We start from the raw sequence: 13,683 nt of genomic DNA, 5'->3' as shown, positions 1-13,683 counted from the left end.
CTATTCTTCCTTCGTTACGGTCCACGTCATCAAGAAGTCCGGGTCGGTTATGACCTCGCCGGTGCTTCTCAACCTGTACTCGCCCGGCGCAGCCCGCTCCAACGAGCGGGCATCGAACGGGTAGTTGCGCGTTTCGCCATCGTTGCACACCAACGTGACGAGGCTGTACGAGCCCTTGTCGCTGATACTGGCAGTGCCGGCATATTGTTCCTGCGCGTGGCTGCCATCGTCCGTCACACGCGTGATGCCGATCAGAAGGGTTTGCCCTTCCAGTTCGGCAGGCTCGATCACTTAGTTCAGGCTCTCGTCGATACCCTTGCACGCGACCAGCAATTCCTTGACCGCGTCGACCGAGACCGTGAGATTGGCCTTGGCTTCGTCGCCGAGCTTGATCTCGACCACCTTCTCGACGCCGCCCGCGCCGATGATCACCGGCACGCCGACATAGAGATCGTCGACGCCATACTGGCCGGTGAGATGCGCCGCGGCGGGCAGGACGCGCTTCTGGTCGTAGAGATAGCTCTCCGCCATCGCGATGCCCGAAGTGGCGGGCGCGTAGAAAGCCGAGCCGGTCTTGAGCAGGCCGACGATCTCGCCGCCGCCGCTGCGGGTGCGCTGGACGATCGCGTCGATGCGCTCCCGGGTCGAGAAGCCCATCTCGATCAGATCGGGGACGGGGATGCCCGAGACGGTCGAATATTCGATCACCGGGACCATCGTGTCGCCATGCCCGCCGAGCACGAAACTGGTCACGTCCTTGACCGAGACCTTGAACTCCTCGGCGAGGAAGTGGCTGAACCGCGCGCTGTCGAGCACGCCGGCCATACCGACGACCTTCTGGTGCGGGAGCCCCGAGAACTCGCGCAGCGCCCAGACCATCGCGTCGAGCGGGTTGGTGATGCAGATCACGAAGGCGTCGGGGGCGTTGGCGGCGATGCCTTCGCCGACGGCCTTCATCACCTTCAGATTGATGCCGAGCAGATCGTCGCGGCTCATGCCGGGCTTGCGGGCGACGCCAGCGGTGACGATGATCACGTCGGCGCCGGCGATGTCGGCATAGTCGTTGCTGCCGATGATCTTCGCGTCGAAGCCTTCGACCGGGCCGCACTGGCTGAGATCGAGCGCCTTGCCCTGCGGAACGCCCTCGACCACGTCGAACAGAACGATGTCGCCGAGCCCCTTGAGTGCGGCGAGGTGGGCGAGCGTGCCGCCGATGTTACCGGCGCCGATCAGCGCGATCTTCTTGCGAGCCATGGAATCTCCTTAGCGCTAGTCAAGCAACCGCGGGGTGCAGCTGGGGCACCCCAGAAACGCGGGCGGCTTAGGCCCATAATAGAGCGGCCGCAACCCGAGACTGGCGTCGTCAGGAGATTATCTTTGCAACTAATTCGCAACTGCAATAAGCGGTTGGCCGAACTGCCGCGCGCGCCGCGTCCGCAGGGGCGCGCGCGTGCCGGTGCGGGTTCAACTCGCAGGCGCGTCGGTTGGATCCTGATGAAGACGGGATGCCGGGGTTGCCGGGCGGGCACGGAACGGAACGGGGGCGCGGCTGGGCGCGCATCGTCTAATGCTCGCCATGCCCTTCGGCCAGATAGGCGTCGGAGGCCATTTCGTGGAGCCGAGAGGCGGTGCGCTCGAACTCGAATGCGCCATCGCCGGCGATGTAGAGATCGTCGGGCGCGGCATCGGCGGCGGCGAGCAATTTGACCCGGTTCTCGTAGAGCGCGTCGACCAAGGTGACGAAGCGTGCCGCCTCGTTGCGATTCTCCGGGCCGAGCCGCGGGATGCCGACGAGGATGATCGTATGGAAGCGGTGGGCGATCGCGAGGTAATCGGGCGCCCCCCGCGCCTCGCCGCACAACCGCTTGAACGAGAAGACCGCGACGCCCTTGAGGCATTTCGGCACATGGATCTCGCGGCCGCCCTGCACGGGCAGGTCGCACGCCGGTACCCGCGCCGCGTCCTCGACCGGATAATCGGTGAGTCGGAAAAAGGCGGCGGAAAGCTGGGCGGTCGCCTCGGGGCCGTTGGGGACCAGCCAGGTCTGCATGCTGCCGAGCCGATCGAGCCGGTAATCGACCGGGCCGTTGAGCGTGCGCACGTCCATCCGCGATTCGATCAAGGCGATAAAGGGCAGGAAGAGCTGGCGGTTGAGCCCGTCCTTGTAGAGATCGCCGGGCGCGCGGTTCGACGTGGCGACGATCGTCAGGCCGTGCCCCATCATCTCGGTGAACAGCCGCGACAGGATCATCGCGTCGGCGGGATTGTTGACCACCATCTCGTCGAAGGCGAGCAGGCGGATGTCCTCGGCCAGCGCATCGGCGACCGCGACCACGGGATCGGCGGTCTCCTTCCGGCGCTCGGCGTTGAGGCGCGCATGCACCTCAAGCATGAATTCGTGGAAATGGACGCGGCGCTTGCGGCGAATTTGGACGCAGTCGAACAGCAGGTCCATCAGCATGGACTTGCCGCGGCCGACTCCGCCCCACAGATATACGCCGCGCGGCGGCTCGGGCCGGCGGCCCAGCGCGCGCCACAGGATGCTGCCCTTTTTGGGGACCGCCTCGAGCTGCTGCGCGAGCTGGTCGAGCCGCTCGGCGGCCGCTTCCTGCTCGGCATCGGCGCGGAGCTCGCCGGCGGCGACGAGCTCGTTATATTGAGCGAGGACCTTGCTCACCTATTTCCCTCGTCATCCCCGCGAAAGCGGGGACCTATCTCGGAGCGCACCGGACCTATTCCACCGCGCCTTTCGGAGATGGCCCCCCGCTTTCGTGAGGGCGACGGAAGGGAGGGGTATGTCATCTGGCGCTCGGCTTGCGGATCGTGCCGAGGAAGCTGGCGACCATCACGTCTTGCTGGACCACCACGCCGCGCAGGAACAGCAGCCGGCCGGTCTCGCGGAGCAGCTCGATATGCGCCTCGGTCGCCACCCCGATCGCGCCGCCGGTGATGAACTGAATCGACATGTCCAATGTCGAGGCCGGGCCGCTGAGCACCCCGAAGCTACGCCCCGCGGCGAACAATGCCATGTCGATGAAACCGGCGAGCGCGCCGCCGTGGACATGATCGCGCAGGTTCGAATGCTGGTGGGCGAAGGTCGTGCGCACCCGCGCGACCTTGCCGTCGAGCCGGACCGACAGCGCGCCGATGAAGCTGTTGAAGCGGCCAGAGTCGAGGATCTGCCAGCGTTTCCAGCCGGGCAGATCGGGATCATCGTCGTAACGGAAATACGTCTCGACGAATTCGCTCAAAGCGCCCGCTCGGCTTCCATCTTCTTGATCTCGGCGATCGCCTTCGCCGGATTGAGGCCCTTCGGACAGACGTTCGCGCAATTCATGATCGTGTGGCAGCGATAGAGGCGGAACGGATCCTCGAGCTGGTCGAGCCGCTCGCCGGTCATCTCGTCGCGGCTGTCGGCGAGCCAGCGATAGGCCTGCAGCAGGATCGCCGGGCCGAGGAACTTGTCGCTGTTCCACCAATAGCTCGGGCACGAGGTCGAGCAGCAGGCGCACAGGATGCATTCGTACAGGCCGTCGAGCTTGTCGCGCTGCTCGGGGCTCTGGAGGCGCTCCTTGCCCGAGGGAGTGGTGCTGACCGTCTGCAGCCACGGCTTGATCGAGCTGTATTGCGCATAGAAATGCGTGAAATCGGGGACGAGGTCCTTGATCACGTCCATGTGCGGCAAGGGCGTGATGCGGATGTCGCCCTTGATGTCCTCGATCGCGGTGGTGCAGGCGAGGCCGTTGCGGCCGTCCATGTTCATCGAGCACGACCCGCAAATGCCTTCGCGGCACGAGCGGCGGAAGGTCAGCGAGCTGTCCTGCTCGGACTTGATCTTGATCAGCGCGTCGAGGACCATCGGGCCGCAGGCGTCGAGATCGACTTCGAAATTATCGTAGCGCGGGTTCTCGCCGCTGTCGGGATCATAGCGGTAGATCTTGAACTTCTTGACCCGCGTGGCGGACGCGTCGGCCTTGTGATCCTTGCCCCTGGTGATGCGGCTGTTCTTGGGCAGGCGGAAGTCGGCCATTCCTGAGAGTCCTCGAGACACGTGTTCGCTGCGCGGGCTATGCCTTTCGCAATCGCAGCGCAACCCCGTAGGATGCGCGAGGGTCAGGCTTTGTTGGCGAGCACCGATTCGAGCAGGCCCGGAAAGCGCGCGTTGAAATCCACGCACCGCAGCCGATTGATCCGCTCGCGGCCTTCGACCGAGGTCTCGATTAGCCCCGCGGCGCGGAGCACGTTGAGATGGTTGGAGATCGTGCTCTTGGGCGTTCCCTGCGCGCAGGCCGTGCTGGCATTGAGGCACGGGCATTCGACCAGCTTGGCGACGATGTCGAGCCGCACCGGGTCGGCGAGCGCGTGCAGCGCCGCCGCCAGGCTCACATCCTTCAGGTCGGGGTGCACCAAGCGATCCATGCCCCCGATATAGAAACACTTTGTCGTTTCCATAGTTCGGGAATATTGAACTATCTTTGTCGTTCCCCAAGTTTCGCTTCGTCCCGGCAGCCGGCGAAGCGATCGGCTGGGGACCGGAGATTTGAACATGTCGAAGAAACTCGCAGGCAAGCGCGCACTGGTGACCGGCGGATCGCGTGGGATCGGCGCGGCGATCGCCAAGCGGCTCGCCGCCGACGGCGCCGATGTCGTCATCACTTTTGCCGGCAATCATGACGGCGCCAATGCGACCATCGCCGCGGTCGAGGCCGAAGGCGTGAAGGGCAAGGCGATCCAGGCCGACGCCGCCGATCCTGTCGCGGTCAAGGCGGCGGTCGACGAAGCGGCGGCGGCGCTGGGCGGGATCGACATCCTCGTCCACAATGCCGGCGTCGCGGAACTGGCGCCGCTCAGCGAGGAATCGCTCGAAAGCTATCGCCGCGTCTTCGGCGTCAATGTCGAAGGGGTGCTGGCGGGAACGGTCGCGGCGCTGCCGCATCTGAGCGACGGCGCGCGCGTGATCCTCGTCAGCTCGGTGAGCGGCTTCACGGCCGGCTTCGCCGGAAACAGCGTGTACGGCGCGAGCAAGGCCGCGGCGTCGATGTTCGCCAAGGCCTGGGCGCACGATCTGGCGCCGCGCGGCATTCTGGTGAATGCGATCCAGCCCGGGCCGGTCGGCACCGACATGAACCCCGACGACGGCGAATTCGCCGATCAGATCCGGGCGCTGACCGTGCTCAAGCGCTATGGCCGGCCCGAAGAGATCGCCGGCGTCGCCTCGTTCCTCGCGAGCGACGACGCGTCGTACATCACCGGCGCGACCATCGACGTCGGCGGCGGCATCTTCGTCTAGCGCCATCGATCCTCCCCGCCAGGGGGAGGTGTTGGTGCAGCCCGGCGGAGGGGGCGGAATCACCGAGGTAGTGATTCCGCCCCCGCCGTCGCCTTCGGCGCCACCTCCCCCCTGGGCGGAGGATTCTCTAGATCAGATCGAGCACGAGGCCGAGGTCGCGCGCCTCCTCGGCCTCGATATACCAGTTCGAAGACGCGCGCTTCTGGACTTCCTCGAAGGTGACGTGCGAGCCGGCGATGATGTCGCGGAATCCCTCTTCCTCGATGCGGACCGATTCCTCGATCTCGTGCAATTTGGCCTTGAGATTGGCGACCTGCATCTTGAGCGGTCCGGACAGATCCACCGACGCCGTCATCTGGCGCTCGTGGATCATGATCCGCGTGCCGCGGGTAAGGAAGCGCCGGTCGACCGGGAAGGTCGCCATGAAAGTGGCGCCGGCCGAATAGACCGCGACCTTGCCGAGGAACAGCGTTTCGCGACCGGTATAGTCGCGCAACAGCCGGAGTTCGTCGCCCATCAGCCGCGCGACCTCGGGATCGCCGCCCAAAGTCGAGATCGCGATCACCAGCGGCCCCTCGGCCGGGGCATCGGCGAGTTGCTGGCGGAAACGCGCATACATGTCGTGATCGACCGTGCCTTGCAGGGCGATGTGCGGTTGGCTGAGCAGCGGGTAGCGGGTGGCGCGGTTCTCTGTGTCGGTCATCGCCTGCGCAACCGCTGTCGCGCGCCGCGGTTCCGTGGTCAGGGTTTGAGCGCGTCGGTCGCCGGCGCGCCGACGCGCGGCGTGGCGGTCCTGGGCATGCGCGCCTCGAGCGGGCGGAGCCACGCCTCGACGCCTTCGCCGACGGTCACCTGTGGATTGGAGGAGGGCAGGCGGTTCGATGTCTCCCAGTCGCTGATCAGTTCGCGGGCCTCGATCATCGCATCGTCGAGCGGCTGGGGCTTCCGGAGCGCATGGTTGATCAGCGCGTCGCCGAAAAAGGTCCAGTCGTTCTCGGCACGACAGCCGAACGAGGTGCGGTCCGACGAAGCGGCAGTGAACAGCGCGGTCTCGTGGTTCGACAGCAACGGCACGAACACCCCCGAATAGCAGGCCGAGAGGATCAGCAGCCGGTTGCGGATGCCGAGCTCGTCGAGGATCCCGGCGAGGCGATCGGGCGAGAGGATGCCATAGCCTTCGTCGCCGTCATGATAGGCGATGCCGATCTTGGCGCCGTGACTGGTGACGTAGAGGACGAGTACGTCCTGCTTCTTGTCCATCAACTCGGCGACGCGCGCGAGGGCGAGGGAAAGCGCTTCGAGACTGCCGGCGGGCGCGTCGCCGTTGCGCGCGAGCAGGAGCGTGCGGCCGGCCGCGTCGTAGCGGCGCGAAAGCACCCTGGCGGTCTCGCGGGCTTCGCGGCCGAACACCGGATCGCTGTCGAGCGCGATCGACACGACATAGGCATCGACCAACCCGGCGCGTTGCGGCTGGAGCGCGTCGAGCGCGCGGGCCAGCTTGCGCCGGTCGGCGAGCAGCCATTGTGCCGGCCGCCCACGCTCGAGCTGCGGCCCGAGCGCCAGCGCCGCGGCCATTTCGGACTGGCTCGCGCCGCCGAGGATCTGGGGCCATTCCTTGGTGTGGGAGGCCTGGGTCAGTTGGGCCGGCGCGGGCGCGGCCCCGAGCGACATCATCGCGCCGGCGGCAAACCATGTTTGGAACGCAAAACGCATACGCCTGCCCCCTATACTTTGGCCAATCTCGCTAGGGTCCGGCGCAAGGTCAAGGCGGTCTTTACCTCAGGTACGAATGTTATAACATTGTGCTTACGGTGACGGGGCCCTAAATCCGTACCGAAAGGATTTGCGCATGCAAACGTCGCTTCGGAAAATGGGCAATTCGACTGGCTTGATCGTGCCGCGCGTATTGCTGGACGAGATCGGGGTCACCACCGGCGCCACGATGGAGTTACGCGTCGAGGACGGCAGGCTGATTGCCACGCCCGTCGTGACGCCTCGGCGAGCGGATTGGGCGGTTGCCGCGGAGCGGCTCGCGAGCGAGGACGCGGCGGACGAATGGCGCGGCTTCGCCAATGAGAGCGACGCAGACCTGACATGGTGAAGCGAGGCGAGATCTGGCTCGCGGCGCTTGACCCGACGGTCGGCAGGGAGATTCAGAAGGCGCGGCTCTGCGTGGTGGTTTCGCCGGACGAGATGAACGCGCACCTGCGCACGGCGATCGTCGCACCGATGACAACGGGCAGCCGGCCCGCGCCGTTTCGGGTCGCCATGACCTTCCAGAAGAAGCAGGGTCTGATCCTGCCCGATCAGGTGCGTACGATCGACCGGGCCAGGCTGGTGAAGCGAATGGGCAGGCTGGATGCCGCGACGATGCGGTTGGTGCTCGACGTCCTGGGCGAGATGTTCGCTCCCTGAGACCAGGGGACGCGGCAACGCAAACCACCACTTCGGCCCTCTAGGTTCGGATGAGGACGACCAGAAGCATGACGACCTGCAACAGCCCAAGTGCGGATGTCGCCCAGATCAAGCGCTGCTGACGCAGAGCAAAGCCCGCCTGAAGTACCGTAAAGGCCTGCGCCATTTCCTCACGCGTAACGCTCGCCAGACTCAACGCGTCGATCTTCTCGTGCAGTGCTGCCACCGGATCTGGCGCCGCTGGTCCAGCAACCTCCGGTGCTTGCGTTTCGGCGCCGAAAATCTTGCCGTAGATGCCGCCGCCTAATCGACGCGCAGCGGCTATAGCCCATTGCTGCGCCGTTTCATTCTGCGCGACAGCCTGCGCTGCCGTCAGAATTGCCCCCAATGCCATCGATGCCTCTCCCCGATAGAGGCCTTTTAATACACCCGCTTCTTCGGCTTGATATACTCGATCTCGTCGGTGAGCGTGTAATCGTGCACCGGGCGATAGTCGATCGCGACGCCGCCCTGTTTGCCGCCCCAGCCCTCGAAGGTGGCGACGGTGTGCTTCATCCAGTTCGCGTCGTCGCGGTTGGGGAAGTCCTCGTGCATGTGTGCGCCGCGGCTTTCCTTGCGGTTGGCGGCGCACTGGATCGTCACCACTGCCTGACCGATCAGATTGTCGAGCTCGAGCGTCTCGACCAGATCGGTGTTCCAGATCAGCGAGCGATCCTGGATGCCGACATCCTGGAAGCTCTTATAGACCTCGTCCATATGAGTGACGCCCTCGGCGAGCAAAGCGCTGTCGCGAAACACGGCGCAGTGGCGCTGCATCGTCTTCTGCATCTCGCGGCGCACATCGGCGGTCGGGCGCGCGCCGCTCGCGTTGCGGAAATGGTCGAGCCGGGTGAGCGAAAGCTCCTCCGAACCCGCGGGCAACGCCGCGTGCGCGGTGCCGGGCTTGATGATCTCCTTCAGGCGAAGGCCGGTGGCGCGGCCGAACACGACGAGGTCGATCAGCGAATTCGAGCCTAGGCGATTGGCGCCGTGGACCGAGACGCAGGCCGCCTCGCCGACCGCGAACAGGCCGGGGACGACGCTGTCCGGATTGCCGTCCTTGTTGCGGACGACCTCGCCGTGATAATTGGTAGGGATGCCGCCCATGTTATAGTGCACGGTCGGGACCACCGGCAGCGGCTGTCGGGTCAGGTCGACGCCGGCGAAGATCTTGCCGGTCTCGGTGATGCCTGGCAGACGCTCGTGCAGGATCTTCGGGTCGATATGGTTGAGGTGAAGGAAGATGTGATCCTTCTCCTTGCCGACGCCGCGGCCCTCGCGGATCTCCATCGCCATCGAGCGCGCGACGACGTCGCGGCTGGCGAGGTCCTTCGCGCTCGGGGCATAGCGCTCCATGAAGCGCTCGCCCTCGGAGTTGGTGAGGTAGCCACCCTCGCCGCGCGCACCCTCGGTGATCAGCACGCCCGCGCCGTAGATGCCGGTCGGGTGGAACTGGACGAACTCCATGTCCTGGAGCGCGATGCCCGCGCGCAGCGCCATGCCGTTGCCGTCGCCGGTGCAGGTGTGCGCCGAGGTCGCCGACTGGTAGACGCGTCCGCCGCCGCCGGTGGCAAGGACCACGGCGTGGCTGCGGAAGCGGTGGATGCTGCCGTCTTCCATGCAGAGCGCGATCACGCCGCGGCACTTGCCGTCTTCCATGATCAGGTCGAGCGCGAAATATTCGACGTAGAAGTCGGCGTCGTACTTCAGGCTCTGCTGGTAGAGCGCGTGGAGCATCGCATGGCCGGTGCGGTCGGCGGCGGCGCAGGTGCGCTGCACGGGCGGGCCTTCGCCCATATTCTGCATATGGCCGCCGAACGGGCGCTGGTAGATCGTGCCGTTTTCGTTGCGGCTGAACGGCACGCCGGCATGTTCGAGCTCGTAGACCGCGGCGGGCGCCTCGCGGACCATATACTCGATCGCGTCCTGGTCGCCGAGCCAGTCCGATCCCTTGACCGTGTCGAACATGTGCCACGACCAGTGATCGGGGCTGTTGTTGCCGAGGCTCGCGGCGATGCCGCCCTGCGCGGCGACGGTGTGGCTGCGCGTCGGGAATACCTTGGTGATGCACGCGGTCTTCAGGCCCGCCTCGGCGCAGCCCATCGTCGCGCGCAGCCCCGAACCGCCGGCGCCGACGACGACGGCGTCATAGGTGTGATCGATGATCTTGTAGGCAGCAGGCATCAGAGCGTCGCTCCGGCAGTGAAGGCGATCTTGAGGATCGAGAAGATCGCCAGCGTGGCGGTCGCGATCGTGAAATATTTGAGCAGGAGCAGCAGCACGAAGCGGGTGTGATCGTGCTGATAATCCTCGATCACTACGGTCAGGCCGTGGTGGAAGTGATAGAAGACGCTGAACACCAGCAGGATCAGCGGCACTGCGGCGAGGGGCTGGGCCAGCCATGCGCTGATCGTGGCATAGTCGTAAGCCGGCAGCAGCGCGATCGAGAGCATGAACCACAGGACGAGCGCGAGATTCGATCCCGCGCTGATCTTGTGGTGCCACCAGCCATGAGCGCCCTCATGCGCCGAGCCGAGACCACGGACGCGGCCGAGTTCGGTGCCGTTACCCATTGCTCTTCTCCAGCAGGAATGCCCAGAAACCCGCGGTCAGGACGATCGCTACGACGAAGGTCGCCAATGCGGTGCGCTTGTTGGCGCCGAGCTCGAAATTGGCACCGGCATCGAGGAACAGGTGCCGCACGCCCGATGCCATGTGCTGGAAGAACGACAAGGTCAGCCCGATCCCGAACACATAGCCGGCGATGTTGAGCGCGCCCGATTGCAGCGTGAACAGGTCGACGAACGCGCCATAGGCGGCCGGCCCCGAAGCCAGTGCGCTCAGCCACCAGACGAACAGGATCGTGCCCACGGTCGCCATGCCCGAACCGGTGGCGCGATGGACGATCGAGACCGCCATCGAGGGGCCCCATTTCCAGATCGAGAGGTGCGGCGAGAGCGGTCGCGCGGAGTTGCGGACGTTGGCCAAATGGCATTCCTTTCGGGTCGACGCCGCTTCCTTAGTCCCCGATGCAACGGATGCAAGTCGGATGCGCAGATCTGGCGGGGTCCTAACCCGCTCTTAACCACTCCCGCGGCATAGCGGAGGGGATAGCGGCCAAGCGTTTCCGCGGCCGCTCCAAGGGGACCTGTTTACTGTGGCTTCGACCAAGGACCTGCCGGCACCCGGCACGATGAGCGCCCGGATCGACATTCGCGCACGGCTGCGCGTGTTCGACGTCGAGGGATCGCTGGTGCGTTCGAGCCGCGAGGCCTGGGAAGCGCTCGAGCCCGAGATCCATGCGGTGTCCGAGGCATATTGGCAGCAATGGCTGCGCTGCTTCGCCGACGAGCGCAGCTGGGCGACCGACGACACCGCCAAGATGATCGATGTCGGCGTGATCTTCCTCAAGAACCGCTTCCTCGACACCCAGGGCAGCGCGTGGATCGAATCGATCGAGCGCTCGGTCGCCGCGGCCTATGATTCGGATGTGCCGCCAATGGCCTTGCTGTCGATGATCAGCGCCAGCGACCGCGCCGCATTGCAGGTGCTGACGCGCCGGCTCGCATCGGACGATGCCCGCCTCGTCGGGCTGATCGATACGCTGATGCGTCTCTCCGCGCTCGAGGGCGACATCACCGTCGAGCTCTACAACATGTATCGCGAGCACAGCGCGCAGACCGCGCGCGACCGGCTCGCCGCCGAATTCCGCGACTCGATCGGGATGACCGTCGAGAGCGCGTCGCGCGAGGGCGATCAGCTCCGCGTCCAGGCGGTGCATACTTCGGCATCGGCGCGCGGGATGCTCGGCAAGGCCAGCGAAGTCGCCGCCGCCGCCGAGCAATCGGCCGTGGCGATGCGCGAGGCGGCGCAGACCGCCGCGGGCCTGATCCGCGCGATCGAGGATGCCCGGATGGAAGTCGAGGCCGCGGCCGAAATCGCGACGCGCGCCTCGGGCCAGGCCGGCGCCGCGGTCGGCATGTCGGAGATGCTCTCCGATCACGCCAAGTCGATCGAATCGATCCTCGGATTGATCCGCGACATTGCCGGCCAGACCAATCTGCTCGCGCTCAACGCGACGATCGAGGCGGCGCGCGCCGGCGATGCCGGCCGCGGCTTCGCGGTGGTCGCGCAGGAAGTGAAGAGCCTCGCCAACCAGACCGCACGCGCGACCGACGACATCGCCGCCAAGATCGCCTCGATCCAGTCGGCGACGCGCAGCACGGTCGAGACCAACGCCTCGATCCGCGAGACCGTGAGCGAGGTGCAGGAAAGCGCCAACCGCATCCGCACCGCGATGGAAGTCCAGGCCCAGACCGTGACTGCGATCACCGCCGCGGTCGACGAGACCGCGCTCGCCGCCGATTCCATGTCGGCGACGATCGGCGCGATCCGCGAGGACACCGAGACCGTGGCTTCCGAAATCGACCGGGTGGGTCAGGGCTTCGCCGCTCTCGATAGCCAGCTCGGCACCCTGAAAGGCAGCGCCAGCGACTTCGTATCGAAAGTCGCGGCCTAGGAGAGACGCACATGGTGGGACGGCGCGAACCGGGACGTTGGAGCGGGGGCACCCGCTCGGTCGAGGAGCATCGGCGGGTCTATGATTGGGACGAGGCGGTATTGCCCGCCTGCGCGGAGATCAGCCAGCTGCTCGAAGGGCATCACGAGGATATCGCACGGGCTTTCTGGAAGCATTTTCTCGTCATGCCGGCGAGCGCGCCGATGCGCGCCGCGTTCGAGGACGCACGGGCTTTCGAGGAGCAGGTCCAGCTCGGCGCGCGTTATGCGCGGCTGAAATTCGGCGCGCCCTTCACCGAAGAATGGGTCGAGATGGCGTGCGGCTATGCCGCGCAGACCTATGCCGGCGGCGTGCCATTGCCCGCCGTGCTCGCCTCCTTCGCTTATGCGCACAGCGCGACGATGGCGGTGCTGCGCGAGAAGATCAGCGACGCCGATCGACTCGGCCGGTTCTGCGACGTGGTCCAGCGGCTCGCAATGGCCGAGGCCGATCTGATGGCGGGCCATCTCGGCGCGACCGATGCGGCCCATGTCAGCGAGGAGCGGCGCGACAGCTCGGCGCGCTTCCGGGCGAGCATCAGCGAATCGATCGAAGGCGCGACCGCGCTCGGCAACCGCATCCGCATCCAGGCGCAGGGCGCATCGAGCTCGGCGCGCGGGATGCTCGGCAAGGCCAGCGAAGTCGCCGCCGCCGCCGAGCAATCGGCCGTGGCGATGCGCGAGGCGGCGCAGACCGCCGCGGGCCTGATCCGCGCGATCGAGGATGCCCGGATGGAAGTCGAGGCTGCCGCCGATATCGCGACGCGCGCCTCGGGCCAGGCCGGCGCTGCGGTCGGCATGTCGGAGATGCTCTCCGATCACGCCAAGTCGATCGAATCGATCCTCGGGCTGATCCGCGACATCGCCGGCCAGACCAATCTGCTCGCGCTCAACGCGACGATCGAGGCGGCGCGCGCCGGCGATGCCGGCCGCGGCTTCGCGGTGGTCGCGCAGGAAGTGAAGAGCCTCGCCAGCCAGACCGCACGCGCGACCGACGACATCGCCGCCAAGATCGCCTCGATCCAGTCGGCGACCAGATCGACGGTCGAGACCAACGCGTCGATCCGCGAGACGGTCAACGAAGTCCAGGAAAGCGCCAACCGCATCCGCACCGCGATGGAGGTCCAGGCGCAGACCGTGACGGCGATCACCGCCGCGGTCGACGAGACCGCGCTCGCCGCCGATTCCATGTCGGCGACGATCGGCGCGATCCGCGAGGATACCAAGACGGTGACCAGCGAGATCGACACGCTCCAGCACGACGTCGCCGAAGTCGACGACCGGCTCGGCCAGCTGCGCGCCGCGGCGGAGACCTTCTCGAATTCGGTCGCCGCCTGAATCTGTTCTCCTCCTATCCTGTTCCCTTCCCGCTTGCGAGAGGG

17 protein-coding genes are annotated in these 13,683 nt (G+C 66.3%); 5 read left to right on the top strand and 12 right to left on the bottom strand.

Going from position 1 to position 13,683, the window contains the following annotated elements:
- The 6 genes from Q9Q95_RS02535 to Q9Q95_RS02510 form a co-directional block, all read right to left on the bottom strand.
- Entirely contained in the window at window positions 1-291 is a 291-nt protein-coding gene (locus Q9Q95_RS02535) for a hypothetical protein (RefSeq protein WP_306093487.1), read from the bottom strand.
- Window positions 292-1,254, bottom strand: coding sequence for a malate dehydrogenase (gene mdh, locus Q9Q95_RS02530; RefSeq protein ID WP_306093486.1), 963 nt, complete (start codon window positions 1,252-1,254; stop codon window positions 292-294).
- Between the two features lie 310 nt (window positions 1,255-1,564).
- Entirely contained in the window at window positions 1,565-2,677 is a 1,113-nt protein-coding gene (gene zapE / locus Q9Q95_RS02525; RefSeq protein WP_306093485.1) for a cell division protein ZapE, read from the bottom strand.
- 121 nt (window positions 2,678-2,798) lie between these two features.
- Window positions 2,799-3,251 carry a PaaI family thioesterase gene (locus tag Q9Q95_RS02520; RefSeq protein WP_306093484.1) on the bottom strand — a complete coding sequence of 151 codons (453 nt, stop codon included), beginning with the start codon at window positions 3,249-3,251 and terminating at the stop codon, window positions 2,799-2,801.
- A complete protein-coding gene (locus Q9Q95_RS02515; protein ID WP_306093483.1) occupies window positions 3,248-4,030 on the bottom strand; it encodes a succinate dehydrogenase iron-sulfur subunit in 783 nt (260 codons plus the stop codon). Before Q9Q95_RS02515 ends, Q9Q95_RS02520 begins: the two co-directional genes overlap by 4 nt.
- 83 nt (window positions 4,031-4,113) lie before the next feature.
- The gene (locus Q9Q95_RS02510) at window positions 4,114-4,407 is read right to left on the bottom strand and encodes a helix-turn-helix transcriptional regulator (protein ID WP_306093482.1); all 294 of its coding nucleotides are present in this window, start codon (window positions 4,405-4,407) and stop codon (window positions 4,114-4,116) included.
- 139 nt (window positions 4,408-4,546) lie between these two features.
- Here Q9Q95_RS02510 and Q9Q95_RS02505 point away from each other — a divergent pair, with 139 nt between their 5' ends.
- Complete coding sequence (locus tag Q9Q95_RS02505; protein ID WP_306093481.1) at window positions 4,547-5,290, top strand: SDR family NAD(P)-dependent oxidoreductase; 744 nt, start codon at window positions 4,547-4,549, stop codon at window positions 5,288-5,290.
- Window positions 5,291-5,417: 127 nt separating this feature from the next.
- Here the strand turns inward: Q9Q95_RS02505 and Q9Q95_RS02500 are convergent, their stop codons facing one another.
- Complete coding sequence (locus Q9Q95_RS02500) at window positions 5,418-5,993, bottom strand: ATP-dependent Clp protease proteolytic subunit (protein WP_306093480.1); 576 nt, start codon at window positions 5,991-5,993, stop codon at window positions 5,418-5,420.
- Between the two features lie 38 nt (window positions 5,994-6,031).
- Entirely contained in the window at window positions 6,032-7,003 is a 972-nt protein-coding gene (locus tag Q9Q95_RS02495; RefSeq protein WP_306093479.1) for a C13 family peptidase, read from the bottom strand.
- A gap of 136 nt (window positions 7,004-7,139) precedes the next feature.
- Here Q9Q95_RS02495 and Q9Q95_RS02490 point away from each other — a divergent pair, with 136 nt between their 5' ends.
- Both Q9Q95_RS02490 and Q9Q95_RS02485 read left to right on the top strand, forming a co-directional pair.
- A complete protein-coding gene (locus Q9Q95_RS02490) occupies window positions 7,140-7,391 on the top strand; it encodes a hypothetical protein (protein ID WP_306093478.1) in 252 nt (83 codons plus the stop codon).
- Window positions 7,385-7,705: a type II toxin-antitoxin system PemK/MazF family toxin gene (locus Q9Q95_RS02485; RefSeq protein WP_306093477.1), complete on the top strand. Its 321-nt coding sequence runs from the start codon at window positions 7,385-7,387 to the stop codon at window positions 7,703-7,705. The genes Q9Q95_RS02490 and Q9Q95_RS02485 overlap by 7 nt, the downstream gene beginning before the upstream one ends.
- Window positions 7,706-7,745: 40 nt before the next feature.
- On the opposite strand, the gene Q9Q95_RS02480 is transcribed toward Q9Q95_RS02485, so the two are convergent.
- From Q9Q95_RS02480 to sdhC, 4 genes are read right to left on the bottom strand one after another with little or no spacing between them, the layout of a single operon-like run.
- Window positions 7,746-8,099, bottom strand: coding sequence for a hypothetical protein (locus Q9Q95_RS02480; RefSeq protein ID WP_306093476.1), 354 nt, complete (start codon window positions 8,097-8,099; stop codon window positions 7,746-7,748).
- A gap of 26 nt (window positions 8,100-8,125) precedes the next feature.
- Entirely contained in the window at window positions 8,126-9,928 is a 1,803-nt protein-coding gene (sdhA, locus tag Q9Q95_RS02475) for a succinate dehydrogenase flavoprotein subunit (RefSeq protein ID WP_306093475.1), read from the bottom strand.
- Complete coding sequence (gene sdhD, locus Q9Q95_RS02470; RefSeq protein WP_306093474.1) at window positions 9,928-10,317, bottom strand: succinate dehydrogenase, hydrophobic membrane anchor protein; 390 nt, start codon at window positions 10,315-10,317, stop codon at window positions 9,928-9,930. Before sdhD ends, sdhA begins: the two co-directional genes overlap by 1 nt.
- Entirely contained in the window at window positions 10,310-10,732 is a 423-nt protein-coding gene (gene sdhC, locus Q9Q95_RS02465; protein WP_306093473.1) for a succinate dehydrogenase, cytochrome b556 subunit, read from the bottom strand. The genes sdhD and sdhC overlap by 8 nt, the downstream gene beginning before the upstream one ends.
- A gap of 205 nt (window positions 10,733-10,937) precedes the next feature.
- Here sdhC and Q9Q95_RS02460 point away from each other — a divergent pair, with 205 nt between their 5' ends.
- Both Q9Q95_RS02460 and Q9Q95_RS02455 read left to right on the top strand, forming a co-directional pair.
- Complete coding sequence (locus Q9Q95_RS02460) at window positions 10,938-12,263, top strand: methyl-accepting chemotaxis protein (protein ID WP_306093643.1); 1,326 nt, start codon at window positions 10,938-10,940, stop codon at window positions 12,261-12,263.
- 11 nt (window positions 12,264-12,274) lie between these two features.
- Window positions 12,275-13,639, top strand: a complete 1,365-nt coding sequence (locus Q9Q95_RS02455) for a methyl-accepting chemotaxis protein (RefSeq protein ID WP_306093472.1) — start codon at window positions 12,275-12,277, stop codon at window positions 13,637-13,639.
- Window positions 13,640-13,683: the final 44 nt, after the last annotated feature.

Origin of the sequence: Sphingomonas sp. DG1-23 (genome assembly GCF_030730875.1) — a bacterium.
Taxonomy (GTDB): Bacteria; Pseudomonadota; Alphaproteobacteria; order Sphingomonadales; family Sphingomonadaceae; genus Sphingomonas.
Note: the sequence above shows the minus strand (reverse complement) of the source record. Positions and strands in the feature narration are given on the sequence as shown.

Excerpts from the sequence above, each read along its gene's own strand:
- mdh (WP_306093486.1), bottom strand. The coding sequence starts at position 1,254 with ATGGCTCGCAAGAAGATCGCGCTGATCGGCGCCGGTAACATCGGCGGC.
- Q9Q95_RS02515 (WP_306093483.1), bottom strand. The coding sequence starts at position 4,030 with ATGGCCGACTTCCGCCTGCCCAAGAACAGCCGCATCACCAGGGGCAAG.
- Q9Q95_RS02505 (WP_306093481.1), top strand. The coding sequence starts at position 4,547 with ATGTCGAAGAAACTCGCAGGCAAGCGCGCACTGGTGACCGGCGGATCG.
- Q9Q95_RS02500 (WP_306093480.1), bottom strand. The coding sequence starts at position 5,993 with ATGACCGACACAGAGAACCGCGCCACCCGCTACCCGCTGCTCAGCCAA.
- Q9Q95_RS02495 (WP_306093479.1), bottom strand. The coding sequence starts at position 7,003 with ATGCGTTTTGCGTTCCAAACATGGTTTGCCGCCGGCGCGATGATGTCG.
- Q9Q95_RS02490 (WP_306093478.1), top strand. The coding sequence starts at position 7,140 with ATGCAAACGTCGCTTCGGAAAATGGGCAATTCGACTGGCTTGATCGTG.
- Q9Q95_RS02485 (WP_306093477.1), top strand. The coding sequence starts at position 7,385 with ATGGTGAAGCGAGGCGAGATCTGGCTCGCGGCGCTTGACCCGACGGTC.
- Q9Q95_RS02480 (WP_306093476.1), bottom strand. The coding sequence starts at position 8,099 with ATGGCATTGGGGGCAATTCTGACGGCAGCGCAGGCTGTCGCGCAGAAT.
- sdhA (WP_306093475.1), bottom strand. The coding sequence starts at position 9,928 with ATGCCTGCTGCCTACAAGATCATCGATCACACCTATGACGCCGTCGTC.
- sdhD (WP_306093474.1), bottom strand. The coding sequence starts at position 10,317 with ATGGGTAACGGCACCGAACTCGGCCGCGTCCGTGGTCTCGGCTCGGCG.
- Q9Q95_RS02460 (WP_306093643.1), top strand. The coding sequence starts at position 10,938 with ATGAGCGCCCGGATCGACATTCGCGCACGGCTGCGCGTGTTCGACGTC.
- Q9Q95_RS02455 (WP_306093472.1), top strand. The coding sequence starts at position 12,275 with ATGGTGGGACGGCGCGAACCGGGACGTTGGAGCGGGGGCACCCGCTCG.